We start from the raw sequence: 686 nt of genomic DNA, 5'->3' as shown, positions 1-686 counted from the left end.
AGTCAACCTTTTCATCCTTGAGGATGTTGGCGATGTCAGGGATATACTTGGTAGCCGCTTCTCCCAGGTTGCCCAATGCCCATGCCGCACTGCCACGAACATCTAAGTCAACCTTTTCATCCTTGAGGATGTTGGCGATGTCAGGGATATACTTGGTAGCCGCTTCTCCCAGGTTGCCCAATGCCTCAGCCGCACTGCGACGAACATATGAGTTAACCTTTTCATCCTTGAGGAAGTTAAGGATGTCAGGGATATACTTGGTTGTTGCTTGTCCCAAATTGCCCAATGCTGATGCCGCACTGTGACGAACATTTGGGTTAACCTTTTCATTCTTGAGGAAGTTAAGAATATCAGGGATATTATACTTGGTAGCCACCTCTCCCAGCTTGCCGAATGCTGATGCCGCACTGTTACGAACATCTGAGTCAACCTTTTCATCCTTGAGGAAGTTAAGGATGTCAGGGATATACTTGCTAGCCGCCTCTCCCAGCTTCCCCAATGCTGATGCCGCACCGCGACGAACACCTGAGTTAACCTTTTCATCCTTGAGGAAGTTAAGGATGTCAGGGATATACGGTGTTGCCGCCTCTCCCAGGTTGCCCAATGCCAATACCGCACTGCCACGAACAGATGAGTTAACCTTTTCATCCTTGAGGAAGTTAAGGATGTCAGGGATATACGGTGTT

General features: G+C 48.7%; 1 protein-coding gene. It reads right to left on the bottom strand.

The annotated features are described in order from the left end of the window. Positions 1-686 (bottom strand): HEAT repeat domain-containing protein (locus ACM0OY_RS40540; RefSeq protein ID WP_414574323.1); only part of this gene is annotated, 686 nt, incomplete at both ends.

It is taken from the genome of Nostoc sp. CCY 9925 (assembly GCF_963920935.1).
Taxonomy (GTDB): Bacteria; Cyanobacteriota; Cyanobacteriia; order Cyanobacteriales; family Nostocaceae; genus Nostoc.
This window is presented reverse-complemented; position numbering and strand designations above follow the sequence as displayed.